This is a genomic window from Enterobacter sp. EC_64, from assembly GCF_019584165.1.
Classification (GTDB): Bacteria; Pseudomonadota; Gammaproteobacteria; order Enterobacterales; family Enterobacteriaceae; genus Enterobacter; species Enterobacter roggenkampii.
In genome coordinates this window covers 14,841-32,361 of sequence record NZ_VDAS01000027.1, presented here as the reverse complement: position 1 = coordinate 32,361, position 17,521 = coordinate 14,841, and the positions used below count along the sequence as shown (strand labels likewise).

At 57.2% G+C, this 17,521-nt stretch carries 15 protein-coding genes and 1 pseudogene; 9 read left to right on the top strand and 7 right to left on the bottom strand.

Features of this window, described 5'->3' with window-relative positions:
• The first annotated feature begins 2 nt into the window (after positions 1-2).
• Positions 3-1,013: a galactose/methyl galactoside ABC transporter permease MglC gene (gene mglC, locus FHC52_RS18645; protein ID WP_008500921.1), complete on the top strand. Its 1,011-nt coding sequence runs from the start codon at positions 3-5 to the stop codon at positions 1,011-1,013.
• Between the two features lie 49 nt (positions 1,014-1,062).
• On the opposite strand, the gene FHC52_RS18640 is transcribed toward mglC, so the two are convergent.
• The 6 genes from FHC52_RS18640 to FHC52_RS18615 form a co-directional block, all read right to left on the bottom strand.
• On the bottom strand, positions 1,063-2,451 hold the full coding sequence (locus tag FHC52_RS18640) for a glutamine synthetase family protein (RefSeq protein WP_126289521.1): 1,389 nt from the start codon (positions 2,449-2,451) through the stop codon (positions 1,063-1,065).
• A gap of 124 nt (positions 2,452-2,575) precedes the next feature.
• The gene (sanA, locus tag FHC52_RS18635) at positions 2,576-3,292 is read right to left on the bottom strand and encodes an outer membrane permeability protein SanA (protein WP_008500918.1); all 717 of its coding nucleotides are present in this window, start codon (positions 3,290-3,292) and stop codon (positions 2,576-2,578) included.
• A gap of 127 nt (positions 3,293-3,419) precedes the next feature.
• Positions 3,420-4,304, bottom strand: coding sequence for a cytidine deaminase (gene cdd, locus FHC52_RS18630; protein WP_220420194.1), 885 nt, complete (start codon positions 4,302-4,304; stop codon positions 3,420-3,422).
• Between the two features lie 129 nt (positions 4,305-4,433).
• Positions 4,434-5,129 (bottom strand): CidB/LrgB family autolysis modulator, encoded by a 696-nt coding sequence (locus FHC52_RS18625; RefSeq protein WP_008500916.1) that lies wholly within the window; start codon positions 5,127-5,129, stop codon positions 4,434-4,436.
• Positions 5,126-5,521, bottom strand: coding sequence for a CidA/LrgA family protein (locus FHC52_RS18620; protein ID WP_014884558.1), 396 nt, complete (start codon positions 5,519-5,521; stop codon positions 5,126-5,128). Before FHC52_RS18620 ends, FHC52_RS18625 begins: the two co-directional genes overlap by 4 nt.
• Positions 5,522-5,711: 190 nt before the next feature.
• Positions 5,712-6,416, bottom strand: a complete 705-nt coding sequence (locus tag FHC52_RS18615; protein ID WP_039266754.1) for a type 1 glutamine amidotransferase — start codon at positions 6,414-6,416, stop codon at positions 5,712-5,714.
• A gap of 59 nt (positions 6,417-6,475) precedes the next feature.
• Here FHC52_RS18615 and FHC52_RS18610 point away from each other — a divergent pair, with 59 nt between their 5' ends.
• The 8 genes and pseudogenes from FHC52_RS18610 to FHC52_RS18575 all read left to right on the top strand — a co-directional run bounded on the left by FHC52_RS18610 (position 6,476) and on the right by FHC52_RS18575 (position 16,728).
• Positions 6,476-7,273 carry a helix-turn-helix domain-containing protein gene (locus FHC52_RS18610; protein WP_045259735.1) on the top strand — a complete coding sequence of 266 codons (798 nt, stop codon included), beginning with the start codon at positions 6,476-6,478 and terminating at the stop codon, positions 7,271-7,273.
• Between the two features lie 41 nt (positions 7,274-7,314).
• Positions 7,315-8,247: a tRNA dihydrouridine(16) synthase DusC gene (gene dusC, locus FHC52_RS18605; protein WP_063615915.1), complete on the top strand. Its 933-nt coding sequence runs from the start codon at positions 7,315-7,317 to the stop codon at positions 8,245-8,247.
• A 359-nt stretch (positions 8,248-8,606) separates the two neighbouring features.
• Positions 8,607-9,896 carry a carbohydrate porin gene (locus tag FHC52_RS18600; RefSeq protein WP_404997210.1) on the top strand — a complete coding sequence of 430 codons (1,290 nt, stop codon included), beginning with the start codon at positions 8,607-8,609 and terminating at the stop codon, positions 9,894-9,896.
• A 166-nt stretch (positions 9,897-10,062) separates the two neighbouring features.
• Positions 10,063-10,896 carry a BglG family transcription antiterminator LicT gene (licT, locus tag FHC52_RS18595; RefSeq protein ID WP_023293816.1) on the top strand — a complete coding sequence of 278 codons (834 nt, stop codon included), beginning with the start codon at positions 10,063-10,065 and terminating at the stop codon, positions 10,894-10,896.
• 24 nt (positions 10,897-10,920) lie between these two features.
• Positions 10,921-12,886: pseudogene (gene bglF, locus FHC52_RS18590) on the top strand (PTS beta-glucoside transporter subunit IIABC).
• A gap of 12 nt (positions 12,887-12,898) precedes the next feature.
• Entirely contained in the window at positions 12,899-14,293 is a 1,395-nt protein-coding gene (locus FHC52_RS18585; RefSeq protein ID WP_059363949.1) for a glycoside hydrolase family 1 protein, read from the top strand.
• Positions 14,294-14,494: 201 nt separating this feature from the next.
• Complete coding sequence (mdtQ, locus tag FHC52_RS18580; RefSeq protein WP_126289515.1) at positions 14,495-15,913, top strand: multidrug resistance outer membrane protein MdtQ; 1,419 nt, start codon at positions 14,495-14,497, stop codon at positions 15,911-15,913.
• Positions 15,914-15,963: 50 nt separating this feature from the next.
• Entirely contained in the window at positions 15,964-16,728 is a 765-nt protein-coding gene (locus FHC52_RS18575; protein WP_008500906.1) for an SDR family oxidoreductase, read from the top strand.
• An 82-nt stretch (positions 16,729-16,810) separates the two neighbouring features.
• Here the strand turns inward: FHC52_RS18575 and FHC52_RS18570 are convergent, their stop codons facing one another.
• The gene (locus FHC52_RS18570; protein WP_126289517.1) at positions 16,811-17,383 is read right to left on the bottom strand and encodes a DedA family protein; all 573 of its coding nucleotides are present in this window, start codon (positions 17,381-17,383) and stop codon (positions 16,811-16,813) included.
• Between the last annotated feature and the right edge of the window lie 138 nt (positions 17,384-17,521).

The following is a 17,521-nucleotide window of genomic DNA, read 5'->3' as shown; positions in this document are numbered from 1 at the left end:
TCATGAGTGCGTTAAATAAAAAAAGTTTTCTCACTTACCTGAAAGAAGGCGGTATTTACGTTGTTCTTTTAGTCTTGCTGGCAATCATCATTTTCCAGGACCCTACGTTCTTAAGCCTGCTCAACCTGAGTAACATTCTGACCCAGTCCTCCGTGCGTATTATCATTGCGCTGGGCGTGGCGGGCCTGATCGTGACCCAGGGGACGGATCTTTCTGCCGGTCGCCAGGTAGGTCTGGCGGCGGTTATCGCGGCAACCCTGCTGCAGTCGATGGAAAACGCCAACAAGGTCTTCCCGGAAATGGCCACCATGCCGATTTTCGTGGTGATCCTGATTGTCTGCGCCATTGGTGCGGTGATTGGTCTGATCAACGGTATTATCATCGCCTACCTGAACGTGACGCCATTCATCACCACCCTGGGTACGATGATCATCGTTTACGGTATCAACTCCCTGTACTACGACTTCGTCGGTGCTTCGCCCATCTCGGGCTTTGACAGCGGCTTCTCGACCTTTACGCAAGGGTTTATCGCGCTGGGCAGCTTCCGCCTGTCGTACATCACCTTCTATGCGCTGATTGCGGTCGCCTTCGTCTGGATCCTGTGGAACAAAACGCGCTTTGGCAAAAACATCTTCGCTATCGGCGGTAACCCGGAAGCGGCGAAAGTGTCCGGCGTAAACGTCGCCCTGAACCTGCTCATCATCTATGCCCTGTCCGGGGTGTTCTACGCCTTCGGCGGGATGCTGGAAGCGGGCCGCATCGGCTCTGCAACGAACAACCTTGGCTTCATGTACGAGCTGGATGCGATCGCAGCCTGCGTGGTGGGCGGCGTCTCCTTCAGCGGCGGCGTGGGTACCGTACTCGGCGTGGTGACCGGTGTGATCATCTTCACCGTCATCAACTACGGGCTGACCTACATCGGCGTGAACCCGTACTGGCAGTACATCATCAAGGGCGCCATCATTATCTTCGCGGTTGCGCTGGATTCACTGAAGTACGCCCGTAAGAAGTAATCGTCACTCGCCATACCCGGCCCGCTCACCGAGCGGGCTTTTTTATGCCCTATGCCAGATGGGACTCCTCCTGCGTCACAATCCGCTCAAACCAGTCGAGTTCAGAAAGCTTGCAGGCGACCCACTGTTCGGAAAAGGCGTCGCCCAGGCTGTCGGTGAGATACTGACAGCAGGCAAAGGCCTCAATCGCCTCCTGCTGGAACAGCGGCAGTTCGGGTTGGTCGTGCTGCGGCTCAGGGAGATCCCCCTCGTCGATATGTTCCAGCCCGTACAGCATGCCTGTCAGGATAGTGGCCGCCACCAGATACGGATTCGCATCGGCCCCGGCCAGCCGGTACTCGATACGACGGTTGCTCTCATCCGAGCAGGGAATACGCAAGGCGGCGGAGCGGGTGTTATAGCCCCAGGAGTTAAAGACGGGTTCCGTCAGGTTTTTACGCAGGCGACGAAACGCGTTGACCCCCGGCGCAAGAATGGCGACGGAGGCGGGCATCAGCGCCAGCTGGCCCGCGATGCACAAGCGCATCATGCTGCTCAGCGCGTTGACCGGCGAGGCAAAAACGTTTTCGCCACGGCTATCGTTCAGGCTGAAATGGATGTGCAAACCGCTGCCGGAGAGCTGGCTGAACGGCTTAGCCATAAAATTGGCCTGAAGACCATGCTTTTCAGCGACATAGCGGGTCAGGCGGCGCAGGGCCAGCACGTTATCACAGACCTCTACGACGCGCTGGCTGTGCTTCAGGTTTAATTCGTACTGTCCGGGCTCGGCTTCCGCTACCACCCCTGACAGCGGGATGCGCTGCAGGTGCGCCAGCTGTTCCAGCTCGTCAAACAGCGCCGCATGCGCCGGCGAGGCATCCATGTGAAAACAGCCCTGATTTTGCGGATCGCGATCGCCCTGTCCCGTCAGATAGAACTCGATTTCCGGGGCAATCACCGGGAAGAGGCCGTGCTGGTGGAAGCGGGCCACGACGTTCTGCAGTATCGCGCGCGGCTCAAGCGGGCAGGGGTTACCGTCGCTGTCTTTCATCGTCAGCAGGATCCGCGCGGTGTGCTCCGGATCCTGCGGACAGGGGCGTAGAGAACCGGCGACCGGGACGCACAGCCGGTCGGGTTCATCATAAAGCGGGGCGGCGATGTTTCCCTTCTGGTCCATGGAGTAGACGGAAAGCGGAAAATAACAGCCTTTTTCCAAGCTCAGCATGCTCTCTACCGAGAGGCGCTTGCCGCGCATCGTGCCGTTGATATCGTTCAGGTAAACGTCAACATGTTTCGTCTGCGGGTAACGTTCCAGATAATCGGCCACTTCCACGGCAACGTTGTGCTGCAGGGCGTCAATTTTTTCATCCAGCCAGAGGCCAGAATTAAGTGCGCCAGGGAGTGATAAGCCGGGAAAGTTAAAGTACGGGCGGAGACTTTTGAGGAAAAACGCATTCATTATCGAGTTCATAGTCATTCTTCAATGAAGCCGTAGCGGCAGTGAACTCAGCTTAAAAGAGCCGACGTAAAGGGGAGATAAAAAGCGTCAGGCCCGGCGTAAAGAAAGTATAAAGGCGGCTCTGTTATTTCTCTTTTTTCTGCATATCCAGCAGCTGCTCGGGCGTGACGGCCGGATAACCCTGCGCGTCTTCCGGCACTTCGTGCATCGCCGGAATCGGCACCAGCGGGCCTAAAAAGCGCGGTTCGCGCTTAAAGATATACAGATCGGCCAGGGCACCAAAGCGGGCGCCGAACTCGCGGACGCGCACGCTCAGCATATCTTTTGGCGACGGCACCGCGTAGCACTGCGCCTGAATGCCCATGTGCAGGGCGATAAACAGCGCGCGCTCGCAGTGGAAGCGCTGGGTGATGATGATGAAGTCGTTGGTGTCGAAGACCTTGCGCGTGCGGACGATGGAGTCCAGGGTGCGGAAGCCCGCGTAGTCGAGCACGATATCGGCAGGATCCACGCCCGCGGCAATCAGGTCCTTACGCATCGTCACCGGTTCGTTATAGCTTTGCAGGGCGTTATCGCCGCTCAGCAGCAGGTAGTTCACCTTGCCGCTGTTGTAGGCGTTCAGCGCGCCCTGAATGCGGTAACGGTAATACTGGTTGATGACGCCGGTGCGGTAGTACTTGGCGGTGCCGAGCACCACGCCAACCTGACGATAGGGCAGGTCCTGCAGGTCGTCAAAGATATAGGGGGCGGTTTTCCAGCTCATCCAGCGGTCGAGGCCGAGCACGATCAACAGCAGTATGCCGACCAGGACAGACAGGCTGTAAAAAACGCGCTTTAACATGCAGATGGCTCGTACCGAAGGTGAAATTTAACTCAGGCTACTTTACCCGCCTGGTTAGCGCAAGAAACAGCGACTCAACTGAGGGGTTTTTCAGCAAACTGGCGGGCATTTCTGCCCGCCGGAAGGGTTACGCCAGCAGCACGCGGTCAATCGTCGTACAGCCCAGCGCTTTAAGCGTTGCGGCAGTGGCATCCCACTGAATCAGCGGCGCATCGGCAATTTCAGCCAGAATGGCGCGCTGAATGTCAGGATAATCATAGCCGTTCAGGCTCAGCAGGTTGAGTGCGACCTGCAGCGGCGGCAGCGTTGGGTTAAACGCGGCGTTTTCCGCATAGCTGCCGGTGAAGATTCGGCCATCGCGGCACTGCAGCGCCACGCCGCTCGGGGACGTGCTGTACGGCGTGTGGCTCTTGTTGGCGGCGGCAATCGCCGCCTGGCTCAGGTCATCGCCGGACAGGGCGAAACCGTGGTCCTGCTCGTCCATCAGCAGGGTTTTGATCTCCAGATCTTTCGGGCCAAACGCGTCAGGCAGGTAATCCGCCAGCGTGTGCGGCGCGCGACCCGGCAGGTTGATGCGCAGCTGCAGCCCGCTGTTCAGCTCGTTCATAAACTGACGGCAGTGGCCGCAGGGGGTGTAGTTCACGGTAATGGCGCTCAGCGCTTTTTCACCGCGCAGCCAGGCGTGGCTGATGGCGCTCTGCTCGGCGTGAACGGTTTGCTGCATGGTTGCGCCCAGGAACTCCATATTGCCGCCGAAGTACCAGGTGCCGCTGACGCCGCGCGCAATGGCCCCGACGTTGAAGTGGGAGAGATCGGCCCGCGCGCAGGCGGCAGCCAGAGGAAGCAGTGCGAAAGCCAGCGCGTCTTCGTCCAGTCCCGTTGCCTGTTTCAGCATCGTGACCTGCTCCGCGGTCAGCAGGGCGGGGAAGTGCGCATCTGCCAGAACGGGAGCAAGGGCTGACTGCAAATTCTCTGCAAGCTGGGCGAAAGCAGCTTGAAAACGTGGGTGCATGGCGTTTGCCTCATAAAGGTTAATGGATCGGTAGTTTACGGAGCCGTCAGGGCTTTATATGTGATCCACTTCTCATTATGTATGCAACTTATGAAATCAAAATGAAATTTGCGCGACGCATCGCAAATTTTAGCCCATCACTGCCAGAATCAGCGGGAAAATGAACGGGGCCAGCAGGGAGGTAATAATCCCGCAGATCACCAGCGCCAGGGAGCTAAACGCCCCTTCCTGATAATCCAGCTCCGCGCAGCGGGCAGTGCCCAGCGCGTGCGAGGCGGTGCCCATCGACAGCCCCCGTGCCGCCTTAGTATGAATACGCATCGCGTTCAGCAGGGTGTGGCCAAACACCGCGCCGAGAATACCGACGAAAATGACGCACATTGCGCTGATGGCCGGAATGCCGCCGAGGCTGCCCCCAACCGCCATCGCGATAGGCGTGGTCACCGATTTAGGCAGGATTGACGCCGCAATCTGTGGGGAAGCGCCCATCAGCAGCGCCACCGACGTGCCGGTGATCATCGCCACCAGGCTACCCACAAAACAGATGGTAATGATGGATTTCCAGCGGGCGCGGATCTGGTGCAGCTGCTCGTATAAAGGAAACGCCAGCGCCACGACGGCGGGTTGCAGCAGGTCGTTTAAGATTTTGCTGCCGGCAAAGTAGCGTTCGTAAGGAATGCCGGTGAGCAGCAGGAACGGAATAATCACCACCATCGCCACCAGCAGGGGGTTCAGCAAGGGCATTTTGAAACGCGCGGCAAGCTTACGTGCGGCGAAGAACACTGCTAGGGTGAGCGGCAGGGACCACCAGATATTGTCCATCATTTTTTTGTTTTCTCCCCAATCACGTTACGTTCGCCATGCACCAGATGTGAACTCCAGCTCACCACCAGGAAAACCACCAGCGTACTCACCGCGCAGGAAACAACAATCGGGCCGAACTGGGCTTTGAGCAAATCAAAATACTGCATGACCCCGACGCCGATAGGCACGAAAAGCAGCGCCATATAGCGAATGAGGACGAAGCAGCCGGGATTGACCCACTTTGCAGGCAGGATTTGCAGCGCCAGCAGCACGAAGAGGATCAGCATGCCGATAATGCTGCCGGGAATGGTGATGGGCAGCAGCGACGCGATGAAAATCCCGGCATACAGGCAGGCGTAAATCAGGACGAATGCGCGCAGATATTGCCAGATAATGTTCAATGATTTGCTCATGGTGATAGTCCTTGCTGAAACGCATTCATCATACAATTAAACCTAAAAATGTGCCACGGATCACATCATGAATTTTGAGCATACCAGACATTCCGGAATGGAACGTCCGGTATCACCTTACTGGTGCAGGCTACAGTTTAGAGGAAAGGGGTTGCGCTCGCGAAGTAACGCGCCAGAGAAGGCATCAGCGTCAGGCGGTCAGCTTATCGAGAAAAGAAAACAGCACCTCGTTCATTTCGCGATAATCATGCGAACGGAGTTTTTCCGCCGTTTCGACAAAACGGAATTCACCCGCGCGGCGAAGGTCATTCTGCGAATGCTCAATCAGCAACTCTACCACCTCCGGCGTTAGCTCCATATGGCACTGGAAACCGTAAACCCGTTCGCTGTATTGCACGATCTGGCGGGGACAGCCCTCGCTGTAAGCCAGAACCTTAGCCTGCGGCGTCAACCCAGGCATGTCGTTATGCCAGTGACCGACGTTCAGCACGCTGCCAAAGTCTTCAAACAGCGGGTTCGCCTTGCCTGCATCTGTGAGCCTGACGGGAAATTTGCCGATCTCTTTTTCCGGGCTGTGGCAAAACGCGGCGCCCAGCGCTTCGCCGATAAGCTGTGAGCCCAGACAAACGCCTATCACCGTTTTACCTGCCTCTATCGCGCGGCTGATGAGTGCCTTTTCCGCCTGCGCATCAAACCAGGGGCATTCCTCACGCGTGGTGGCGGGGGATTGCGGGCCTCCCATGATGATAAGCAGGTCTGTGTGCCCCAGTTCCTCAGGTAATGAATCGCCCTGATACACTCTGGTGTAGCTCAGACTGCAGCCGCGACTTTTCCCCCAGATTTCATAGGCGCCTGGCGCCTCGAAATGTTCATGAATAATAAAATGGATGTGCATTGCGTCTCTCTCCGGTTACGTGTACAAGCAGCATCATAAGAGGAAGGGGGGAATGTGAAATGCCAACCGTTATCGATAAAACGCCAATTCACGACGATGCCATCGGATGGTCAAGAGGGGCAATTCGCTATACGCGCGGCGAAGTCGATCCGCCTCACCAGCATTCGCAGGGACAACTTTTGTTTGCCATCAAAGGAGTCATGCTGGTCGAAACCGGCAGCAAACGCTGGGTCATACCGCCGCAGCGCGCGCTGTGGATCCCTCCCTTTCAGGAGCATACCTACAGCGTGTTATCCGCAACGGAGCTTCGCGCGGTCTGGTTTAGCCCGGCACTGATTTCGCAATGCGAACCTTTTAAGCGGAAAGACGAGGTTCACGTGATTATGGCCACAGCGTTGTTCAAAGAGCTGATTGCCGGGCTGTTCAGCGCGGAATACCGGCCGGCAAGCCAGCGCAGCATGGCCGTTTTGCTGCTCGACATCCTCAGCGAGACGCAGCAGATTTCAGCCGAACTGCCGATGCCCGTGGATGAGCGCTTACATCGCGTGGCCTGTGACATCATTGCCAACAATCTCTGGGATCTCTCTCTGGAAAGGCTGGCGGAACGGGCCGCGATGTCAGAACGCACATTTTCACGCGCGTTTATCAACGATACCGGCTTTAGCTTCCGGGCCTGGCGACAGCGCGCAAGGATTTGTGCCTCGCTGGATCTCCTCGCCAACGGATACCCGGTTAAGCAGGTGGCCTGGATGCTGGGGTTCTCCGGCCCGGCGGCATTTGCGGCGGCGTTTCGCGCCATTGTTGGGGCAACGCCGGGTGACTTTCTGCCTGAACAGAAGCGCTTCCCAGCGATATAGAGAGCGGCTACTATAGCGCGTCTTTTTTCACAGGTACTGCTATGCGTGTTTTACTGGCCCCAATGGAAGGCGTGCTCGACTCCCTCGTGCGCGAGCTTCTGACCGAGGTGAACGACTACGATCTCTGCGTGACGGAGTTTTTGCGCGTGGTGGATATGCTGTTGCCGGTAAAATCCTTCTTCCGGCTTTGCCCCGAGCTGCACAACCAGAGCCGGACCTCTTCCGGCACGCTGGTGCGGATTCAGCTCCTCGGCCAGTATCCTGAATGGCTGGCGGAAAACGCCGCCCGCGCGGTTGAGCTGGGCTCTTACGGGGTGGATCTCAACTGCGGCTGTCCGTCGAAGCTGGTGAACGGCAGCGGCGGCGGGGCGACGTTGCTGAAAGATCCTGAGCTGATTTACCGCGGCGCGAAAGCCATGCGCGAGGCCGTGCCCGCGCATTTGCCGGTGACGGTAAAGGTTCGGCTGGGATGGGACAGCGATGCCCGACAGTTCGAGATCGCCGATGCGGTGCAGCAGGCCGGGGCCACCGAGCTGGTGGTGCATGGCCGCACTAAAGAAGATGGCTACAAAGCCGATCGCATAAACTGGCAGGCGATCGGTGAGATCCGCAAACGCCTCTCCATTCCGGTGATCGCCAACGGCGAAATCTGGGACTACGAGAGCGCGCAGGCCTGTCTGCAGGCCACCGGCTGCGATGCGGTAATGATCGGCCGCGGCGCGCTGAATGTGCCTAACCTCAGCCGGGTGGTGAAATATAACGAACCGCGTATGCCGTGGGCAGATGTCGTCACGCTGCTGCAAAAATACAGCCGTCTGGAAAAGCAGGGCGATACCGGTTTGTATCACGTCGCGCGTATTAAGCAGTGGCTGAGTTATTTACGCAAAGAGTACGATGAAGCGCTGGAATTATTTCAGGAGATTCGTACTTTACAGACGTCGGCTGATATTGCGCGGGTGATTCAGTCCAAATAATAAGCGTTAAATTGCTCACATTTTTTTAAAACAGAAAACAGTTCAGGTTTTCAACGTGGCGCGACGGTGTTAAGGTGCCACTGTTTTCAACGCAGGATTGTGACTGGTTAACAGGCAAAACCTAAGCGTTCCACAGCATTTTCGCTGTGGGGCGCTTAGGTTTTTTTTTGCCTGTCATTTACGCAGGAGAGATATTTGGCTTAGCGCTTTTTAATGATTTTTAAAAAAAGAAATAGCGACAGGAAATAGAAAAATTTCCTGCGGCCGGTTACGCACTCAATACTCAATCACAGGTTGTTATCATGGCATATAAAAATAAACTCTATGCGTTCGCCTTATTGGCGATATCCCCGCTGTCGATGGCGCAAGACTGGAACGGTACGGTATTAGGGTTTGAAGCTCCGTCGGAGCCTGTGCTGGGCGAAATGCTCGGCATACGCAAAATCCTTAACGATAACGGTTTTACCTATAACCTCGGATACCTGAATGAAATTGGCTGGAACGGCGGTGGCGGATATAACCACGACTCCCACGTGGCCTATATTGACCAGTTCGCGCTGACCTTCAACCAGGACCTGGAGCGCTGGACCGGTATCCCGGACGCGCGTATCGAGGGGAACATCGTCAACCGCAACCACAATGACGATCTCACCACCAAACGCGTGCAGGACCCGCGCGTCAACTTCAACGATCTGACCCAGGAGAGCTGGGGCGGGCAGTCGATTACCCGTCTGGGCTGGCTAACCTTTGCCCGCAGCTTTGACGACCGGCGTCTGACCTGGCGCATCGGGATGATGAACAAGGTGCAGACCTTCGATCAAATTATCCCCTGTGATTTCCAGCTGCTGTCCCAGTGCGGCGGGAAGTCAGCCAACTCGCTGACCTGGAACAACTGGAACGTACACACCTGGGGCACCACGCTTGCCTATAAACTCACCCCGACGCTGACCTTAAAAGGCGGCGTAATGGAGCAGAATCCGCAGGCCGCCAGCCGCAGCCATGCCTGGAGCTGGTCGACGAAGGGCAGCAAAGGGATCTTACTGCCGGTTGAAATCGAAGCGCGTCCGCTGATTAACGGCCTGCCGGGCGCGTACAACCTGGGCGTGGTGTTTACCAACGCGCCGCAAACCGATCTCTATCGCGGCAAATCCGGCGGGGCGGGCGCGACGGACCCGGACGGATTCGATACCCACAACCGGACCTGGTTCATGTACGCCGGGCTGAACCAGCAGCTTACGCAGCATCAGGATGACCCGAATCGCGGGTTGAGCACCTCGTTCAGCATGAGCCTTGCGGATCAGAGCACTAACTACATGCATCAGGTTTACGCCGCCTCGCTGCGCTATCGCGGACTGTTTGATGCCCGACCGGAAGACTGGATTGGCTTTGGCTTAACCTGGATTGATATGAGCAGCCAGTACGCCCGCAACCAGCGTTACCTGAACAGCCTGAGCGGCGTGAGCGACTACAACAATCCGGCCTGGCACCCCGTGCCGGGCCATTCCCTGAACGGCGAGTTTTACTACCGCTTTCGTCCGGTGTCATGGCTTGAACTGCAGCCTGGCATTCAGTACTGGCACCATCCCGGCGGGGTCAGCCGAACCCAGGATGCCTGGGTCACCGAGCTGAAAACGGTGGTGACCTTCTGATATCACGGTAGCAAGTTCGATCCGCGTCACGTTTCTGACGCGTGACGCATTGAGGCTACGAATGAAACTGTTAGAGTGCCAGAACTGGATTGTTACTGCTTAGGCAGGCAAAACCTGATTTTCTGGCATCTGCCGGAGGTCAGGTTTTTTTGTTTCTGGGGTTCAGATGAAAATCGCCAAGATACTCAATAATAACGTGGTGGTTGTTCAGGATGAGCGCGGGCGCGAACAGGTGGTGATGGGCCGTGGGCTGGCCTTTCAGAAGCGCGTCGGTGAGGCGCTGGATACCGCGCGGGTTGAAAAGGTGTTTGCGTTACAAAGCGATGAACTGGTGCGTCGGCTCGGCGAGCTGCTGAGTCAGATTCCGCTGGAGGTGATGACCACCTGCGACCGCATCATCGGGCTGGCGGCGCAGCGGCTGGGCAAGCTGCAGGAGAGCTTATATATCACCCTCACCGATCACTGCTACTTTGCGATTGAGCGGCAGAAGAACGGGTTGGCCATCAAAAACGTGCTGCTGTGGGATATTAAACGGCTGTATCCGAAGGAGTTCGAATTAGGGCAGGAGGCGCGGGCCATTATCGCCAGACGCCTTAACGTCGAACTGGAGGAGGATGAGGCCGGTTTTATCGCGCTGCATCTGGTTACCGCGCAGTTGAACAGCGAAATGCCGGAGGTGATGCACGTGACGCGGGTGATGCAGGAGATCCTGCAGCTGGTGAAGTATCAGCTGCAGCTTGAGTATGACGAAGAGTCGCTCAGCTACCAGCGTTTCGTCACCCACCTGAAGTTTTTTGCCCAGCGGATGCTCACCCGCACCGTGGTGGAAGATGACGATGTCTCGCTGCATACGGCAGTCAAAGACAACTACGCGAAGGCGTGGAAATGCGCCGAGAAAATTGCGCAGCACCTGAACAAAAGCTACCAGCGTGAGCTGACAACCGAAGAAATTATGTTCCTCGCCATTCATATCGAGCGGGTGAGAAAAGAGGGGCGTTAAGCCTCAAAACAGGATTGTTACTGCATCACGCAGGCAAAACCTGAGCGCGACCTTCGTCAGAAGGTCGTTCTCGGGTTTTTTTATTTTTGTACTCAGTCAACAGGTGCCTGCGGGCATCGGATGTAAGGAAATCGAGATGGAATACCAGGCGTTAGCGAAGGATATTCTCGGCCACGTTGGCGGAAAAGAGAACATCGTCAGTCTTGTGCACTGCGCGACCCGGCTTCGCTTCAAACTGAAAGAGAATCAACGGGCGGATGCGGAAGGGCTCAAGAAAAACCCGGGCGTGATCATGGTGGTCGAAAGCGGCGGCCAGTTTCAGGTGGTGATTGGCAACCACGTTCACGACGTCTGGCAGGCAGTGCGCAATGAAGCAGGCCTGACCGACGACGCCCCTGTCGTGGAAGAGAAGGGCGAAAAGGGGAACCTGCTGGGCCGCCTGATTGACATCGTCTCCGGGATCTTTACCCCATTTATTGGCATTCTGGCCGCGTCCGGTATTCTGAAGGGGCTGCTGGCGCTGGCCGTGGTCTGCGGCTGGCTCACGACCGAGAGCGGCACGTATAAAATCTGGTTTGCCGCCAGCGATGCGCTGTTTTTCTTCTTCCCGCTGGTGCTGGGCTATACCGCCGGGAAAAAGTTCGGCGGCAACCCGTTTATTACCATGGTGATCGGCGGGGCGCTCACCCATCCGGTGATGATTGCGGCGTTCAACGCCAGCCAGCAGCCGGGCGCGGTATCGGAAGCCTTTTTGGGCATCCCCGTCACGTGGTTCAACTACAGCGCGTCAGTGATCCCGATTATTCTCGCCGCGTGGGTCAGCTGCTGGCTGGAAAAACAGAGCACCAGGCTGCTGCCTTCCTCGATGAAAAACTTCTTCGCGCCGCTGATCTGTCTGGCCGTGACCGTGCCGCTGACTTTCCTCGTTATCGGGCCGCTGGCGACCTGGCTGAGCCAGATGCTGGCGAACGGCTATCAGACTATTTACGTTCTGGCACCGTGGCTGGCGGGCGCGGCGATGGGCGCGCTGTGGCAGGTCTGCGTTATTTTTGGCCTGCACTGGGGGCTGGTGCCGCTGATGATCAACAACCTGGCGGTGCTGGGGCATGACTCCATGCTGCCCATGCTTTTGCCTGCGGTGTTTGGCCAGGTGGGGGCGGCGCTGGGCATTTTTCTGCGTACCCGCGATGCGCGTCAGAAAATGCTGGCCGGTTCATCCGTGACGGCAGGTATTTTTGGTATCACCGAACCCGCAGTGTATGGCGTAAACCTGCCGCTGCGCCGTCCGTTTATCTTTGGCTGCGTGGCTGGCGCTATCGGTGGGGCGATTGTCGGCTTCAGCGACACCCACGTTTACTCCTTCGGCTTCGCCAATATCTTTACCATCGCTCAGATGATTCCGCCGGGCGGCGTGGACGCCACGCTGTGGGGAGGCATTATCGGCACGGTGGTGGCGCTGGTGCTGAGCTGCGGCCTGACGCTGCTCGCCGGTATGCCAGGAAACACCGCGCCAGAAGGTGTGGTCTCCGCGGGCGAAAACGATGTGCTATCGCCGATGACCGGTACCGTTCTTGCTCTCGACCAGGTGCCGGATACCACGTTTGCCAGCGGCCTGCTGGGCAGCGGCGCCGCGATTATTCCCTCCGATAACAAAGTGGTTGCCCCGTTTGCCGGTGTGGTGGCTTCGCTGTTCCAGACCAAACACGCCATCGGCCTGCTCAGTAACAGCGGGATTGAAGTGTTGATCCACGTGGGTATCGACACCGTGAAGCTCGACGGCAGGCCGTTTACCGCCCATGTGAAGGTCGGTGACAAGGTGCAGCCCGGCGATCTGCTGCTGGAGTTTGACCGACAGGCGATTATCGATGCCGGATACGACCTGGCGACCCCGATTATTATCAGTAACAGCGACGAGTATCGCGAGGTGGCGACCGTGGCGGCAACGTCCGTCAATGCCGGTGCGCCGTTACTCAGCGTCAGTCATCAATAACAGGAGAACGTGATGAAAACTTTCCCGGACGATTTTTTATGGGGTGGCGCGGTTGCCGCGAATCAGGTAGAGGGTGCGTATCTGGAAGAGGGGAAAGGGCTGTCCACCTCTGACGTTCAGCCGCAGGGTGTCTTCGGCCCGGTAGTTGAGCGCGTCCCTGGGGACAGCGGCATCAAGGATGTCGCCATCGACTTCTATCATCGCTACCCGGAAGACATCAAGCTGTTCGCCGAGATGGGCTTTAGCTGCCTGCGCGTCTCCATTGCCTGGACCCGCATTTTTCCGAACGGTGACGAGCAGCAGCCGAACGAGGCGGGGCTGGCGTTTTACGACCGGTTGTTTGACGAGCTGGCCGCGCACAACATCACGCCGCTGGTGACGCTGTCGCACTATGAAATGCCGTGGGGGCTGGTGAAGCAGTACGGCGGGTGGGGCAGCCGTCAGACTATCGGCTTCTTTGAGCGCTATGCCCGTACCGTGTTTGCGCGCTACAAAGAGAAGGTCAAGCTGTGGCTGACCTTCAACGAGATCAATATGTCTCTGCACGCGCCGATGACCGGCGTCGGTCTGCCGGAAACCAGCAGCAAAGGGGAGGTGTACCAGGCGATCCACCACCAGCTGGTGGCCAGCGCGCTGGCGGTGAAGGCCTGCCATGAGATTATCCCGGATGCCAGAATCGGCAACATGCTGCTGGGCGGCCTGATGTATCCGCTGACCTGCAAGCCGGAAGATGTTCTGGAGACGCTGCAGGAAAACCGCGCCTGGCAATTCTTTGGCGACGTGCAGTGCCGCGGCGCCTACCCGGGGTATATGCAGCGTTTCTTCCGCGACAACGGTATTCAGCTTGAGGTCACGGACGCCGACCGCGAGGCGCTGAAATCTACCGTCGATTTTATCTCCTTCAGCTACTACATGACGGGCTGCGTCACCGCGGATGACGCCCTCAACCAGCAGGCGCGCGGCAATATCCTGAGCATGGTGCCAAACCCGCATCTGGCCAGTTCCGAATGGGGCTGGCAGATTGACCCCATCGGCCTGCGTACTCTGCTAAACGTGCTCTGGGATCGCTATCAGAAGCCGCTGTTTATCGTGGAAAATGGCCTCGGGGCGAAGGATAAACCGGACGCAGACGGCACGGTGCAGGATGACTACCGCATCAGCTATCTCAACGATCACCTGGTGCAGGTGCGGGAAGCGATCGAAGACGGCGTTGAGGTGATGGGCTACACCAGCTGGGGGCCCATCGACCTGGTGAGCGCATCAAAAGCTGAACTTTCTAAGCGCTACGGCTTTATTTACGTCGATCGCGATGACAGCGGGAAAGGCACGCTGGCGCGCAGCCGTAAGAAAAGTTTCTACTGGTATAAAGAGGTTATTGCGACAAAAGGCGCTTCGCTGAAAGTTTAATAAAGCGATCAACCTGACAGGGGATGTTCACCCTGTCGGGTTGATTATTTTTCATTTGCATAATTCAATTTAAATAATAATTTTGGTGAATACTTTTCCGTATATTTAAATCTATGACAATTTACGCATTGCCACGCATTACTAAAAAAATAAAGAGAATCAAGCGTAATTTGCGCCTTTATTTTTTGAGTTTATGGCGTCATGAAACGTTCTCTTATTTTATCTCTGAGTGCTCCCTTCGTTTTTATTCTGGCTGCCTGTGCGCCTGAACATGCCACGGTATCTCCCATTAAAACGCAAACCACGGCGGCGTCGGTGAATACGGTTCTGAATCATCAGGACTGGCCGAAAAATGAGTGGTGGAAAGCATATAACGATCCGGAACTTAACGGGCTTATTGCAAAAGCATTAAGCGATGCGCCGGATATGCAGATTGCCCGTCAGCGCATTACGCTTGCGGAAGCCCAGGCCAAAGCGGCTATGGCTGCCGACGGTCCGCAGATTGATTTTTCAGCGGATGCCGAACGTCAGAAAATGTCCGCCGAGGGGCTGATGGGGCCCTTTGCCATTACCGACCCGGCGGCAGGGACAACCGGGCCGTGGTACACCAACGGCACCTTTGGCCTGACGGCAGGCTGGGATCTCGATCTGTGGGGAAAAAATCGCGCGCAGGTCGAAGCCCGGATTGGCAAAGTGAATGCGCAAAAAGCGGAGCTGGAGCAGACCCGTCAGCTGCTGGCCAGCAGCGTGGCGCGGCTCTACTGGGAGTGGCAAACGCAGGCCGGCGTGGGGGAGGTCCTCGCGCAGATTAAACATGAGCAGGACAATATTATCGGTGCCGATCGCGAGCTGTATCAGCACGGGATCACCTCCTCCGTGGAGGGCGTTGAAACGGATATCAACGCCAGCAAAACCGAAGAGCAGCTGGCCGAAGTCAACGGGAAAATGAAAGCCATTGAGGCGCGTCTGGTTGCGCTGACGAACGCCTCCTCCGTGAAGCTGACGCGGCACGCCCTGCCGACGGTGGAAGCCTCGCTACCGTCGATGCTCGGCTATGAACTGCTGGCACGCCGTCCGGATCTGCAGGAGGCGCACTGGTATATCGAAGCCTCCATGAGCGAAGTGGAGGCCGCCAGAGCGGCGTTTTATCCTGACGTGAACCTGATGGCGTTCTTACAGCAGGATGCCCTCCATCTGAGCGATCTGTTCCGTTCGTCCGCGCAGCAGATGGGCGTGACCGCCGGGCTGACGCTGCCGATTTTCGACAGCGGCAGGCTTAACGCCGGGCTGGATATCGCTCAGGCGCAGAACAACCTTTCAGTAGCCAACTACAACAAAGCGGTGGTAGAGGCCGTCAATCAGGTGGCACACACGGCCAGTGAAGTCGAAACGCTCATGGCGAAAAACAGCCACCAGCAGCAGGTTGAAAAAGATGCGGCACGGGTTGTAGCGCTGGCGCAGGCGCGTTTCAGCGCGGGGATCGTTGCGGGCTCCCGGGTCAGTGAAGCCAGAATACCGGCCCTCAAAGAGCACCTCGAAGGACTGCTGCTGAAGGGGCAGTATGTAGACGCCACGCTGCAGCTGACCTCCGCGCTGGGCGGTGGCTATCATCATGGCTAAAAAAGGTCATTAACTATACTTACCTCTTTGCAGTTTTTCAGGAGGTGAGTATGACCAGAGTAGCGATTGTGACCGCATCGGATTCCGGGATCGGTAAAACCACGGCCCTGATGCTGGCAGAGCGCGGGTTTGATATTGGCGTCACCTGGCACTCGGATGAGAAAGGGGCGCTGGAAACCTGCCGTGAAGTCGAAGCGCAGGGGCAGCGCGCGGAGGCTGTCCATCTTGATCTAAGCACGCTGCCGGAAGGCGCTGAGGCAATAGAGACGCTGATTGCGCGCTTTGGCCGGCTGGACGTGCTGGTCAATAATGCAGGGGCGATGACCAAAGCGCCGTTCCTCGAGATGCCGTTTGACGACTGGCGGAATATTTTCACCGTCGACGTGGACGGTGCGTTTCTCTGTTCACAGATAGCCGCAAGGCAGATGGTGAAGCAGGGGGAAGGGGGACGGATTGTGAACATCACCTCGGTGCATGAACACACGCCTCTGCCGCAAGCGAGTGCCTACACGGCGGCTAAACACGCGCTCGGCGGGTTAACCAAATCCATGGCGATGGAGCTGGTGAAGCACAACATTCTGGTGAACGCCGTCGCGCCGGGTGCGATTGCCACGCCGATGAACGACATGGACGACAGCGAAGTGAAGGAAGGCTCCATGCCGGAAATCCCGCTGGCAAGGCCGGGCCACACGAAAGAGATTGCCAGCCTGGTGGCGTGGCTGTGTGACAGCGACGCCAGCTATACAACAGGGCAATCGTTTATCGTCGACGGGGGCTTTATGCTGGCGAACCCGCAGTTTAAGCCGGAGGGATAGATTCCCCTCTCCCTGTGAGAGAGGGTATTTTTAGTTCCCTCTCCCTGTGGGAGAGGGTTAGTGTGAGGGCATCAGGCCGCATTCACTCCTCATCCCGCGTCTTTTCACGGTGCTTCAGCCGCAGTCGCACCGCAATCACCGCCACAACCACCAGAATCAACCACGCCCAGTGCTTCAGGTGCTGGTCGAGATTATGCAGCCAGGGCGCAATCACTTCGCCCCCTACATAGCCGAGCGTCGTAAAGATCAGCGCCCAGGCAATCGCGCCCACAATATTGAGCGGCAGAAAAATTTTGGGCGGCAGATGGCTGGCGCCAATCAGTATCGGCCCGATAATGCGAAAGCCATACATAAAGCGCGTGCCAATAACGAACAGGTAGGGATGACGTTGAATGAGCCGCTGAGCGCGGCGGATTTTCTTCTGATGCTTTGCGAAACGCTTGAGCAGCGTGGGCCCAAAGCGCAGCCCCAGAAAGTAGAGCAGCTGATCGCCTATCATCCCGCCCAGCGCGACCGCGGCAACAACCAGCGGGAACTTCAGTAACCCCTGATGCGCGGCGACGCCCCCTAACAGCGTGATGGTTTCACCTTCTGCCACGCTGCCGATGACCAGCGCGGCATAGCCATATTGCTCAATGAGTGCGTTAATATCCATTACGTAACGGTTTTCTCCCTCTGCGTGCCTCGTTTAATCATATACCCCTTGAATCAACGGCGGGGAAATCAACGGAAATTTCCCACTGTACATAAAATAATCTAAAGCCTGCATTATACTTAAGGTATCGCTGACGGG

Excerpts from the sequence above, each read along its gene's own strand:
- mglC (WP_008500921.1), top strand. The coding sequence starts at position 3 with ATGAGTGCGTTAAATAAAAAAAGTTTTCTCACTTACCTGAAAGAAGGC.
- FHC52_RS18640 (WP_126289521.1), bottom strand. The coding sequence starts at position 2,451 with ATGAATGCGTTTTTCCTCAAAAGTCTCCGCCCGTACTTTAACTTTCCC.
- sanA (WP_008500918.1), bottom strand. The coding sequence starts at position 3,292 with ATGTTAAAGCGCGTTTTTTACAGCCTGTCTGTCCTGGTCGGCATACTG.
- cdd (WP_220420194.1), bottom strand. The coding sequence starts at position 4,304 with ATGCACCCACGTTTTCAAGCTGCTTTCGCCCAGCTTGCAGAGAATTTG.
- FHC52_RS18625 (WP_008500916.1), bottom strand. The coding sequence starts at position 5,129 with ATGATGGACAATATCTGGTGGTCCCTGCCGCTCACCCTAGCAGTGTTC.
- FHC52_RS18620 (WP_014884558.1), bottom strand. The coding sequence starts at position 5,521 with ATGAGCAAATCATTGAACATTATCTGGCAATATCTGCGCGCATTCGTC.
- FHC52_RS18615 (WP_039266754.1), bottom strand. The coding sequence starts at position 6,416 with ATGCACATCCATTTTATTATTCATGAACATTTCGAGGCGCCAGGCGCC.
- FHC52_RS18610 (WP_045259735.1), top strand. The coding sequence starts at position 6,476 with ATGCCAACCGTTATCGATAAAACGCCAATTCACGACGATGCCATCGGA.
- dusC (WP_063615915.1), top strand. The coding sequence starts at position 7,315 with ATGCGTGTTTTACTGGCCCCAATGGAAGGCGTGCTCGACTCCCTCGTG.
- FHC52_RS18600 (WP_404997210.1), top strand. The coding sequence starts at position 8,607 with ATGGCGCAAGACTGGAACGGTACGGTATTAGGGTTTGAAGCTCCGTCG.
- licT (WP_023293816.1), top strand. The coding sequence starts at position 10,063 with ATGAAAATCGCCAAGATACTCAATAATAACGTGGTGGTTGTTCAGGAT.
- FHC52_RS18585 (WP_059363949.1), top strand. The coding sequence starts at position 12,899 with ATGAAAACTTTCCCGGACGATTTTTTATGGGGTGGCGCGGTTGCCGCG.
- mdtQ (WP_126289515.1), top strand. The coding sequence starts at position 14,495 with ATGAAACGTTCTCTTATTTTATCTCTGAGTGCTCCCTTCGTTTTTATT.
- FHC52_RS18575 (WP_008500906.1), top strand. The coding sequence starts at position 15,964 with ATGACCAGAGTAGCGATTGTGACCGCATCGGATTCCGGGATCGGTAAA.
- FHC52_RS18570 (WP_126289517.1), bottom strand. The coding sequence starts at position 17,383 with ATGGATATTAACGCACTCATTGAGCAATATGGCTATGCCGCGCTGGTC.